The 242-nt window shown below is 59.9% G+C and carries 1 protein-coding gene; it reads right to left on the reverse strand.

Going from position 1 to position 242, the window contains the following annotated elements:
* The coding region (locus ACZ3GY_RS24705) for a GTP-binding protein (protein ID WP_465912451.1) at positions 1-167 on the reverse strand (167 nt) is incomplete at its 3' end.
* Positions 168-242: the final 75 nt, after the last annotated feature.

The raw sequence follows: 242 nt of genomic DNA on the forward strand, positions 1-242 counted from the left end.
TCTTCCGGCGCCTTGTCGATCTGGTCGTACGCGGTGAACGTAGCCCCACCCGTCTCCGCCAGAACCTTCGTGATCGCAGCCGTCAACGACGTCTTGCCGTGGTCGACGTGTCCGATCGTGCCCACGTTGCAGTGCGGCTTGCTGCGGTTGAATTTCTCTTTGGCCATGAATCTCTCCCGATCTCTACCGGCGGACTAAGGTTCTCTGCGCGAAGGTCAGGCGTATTTCGCCTGAACCTCCTG

It is taken from the genome of Pseudomonas sp. PME37.24/006 (genome assembly GCF_055556635.1).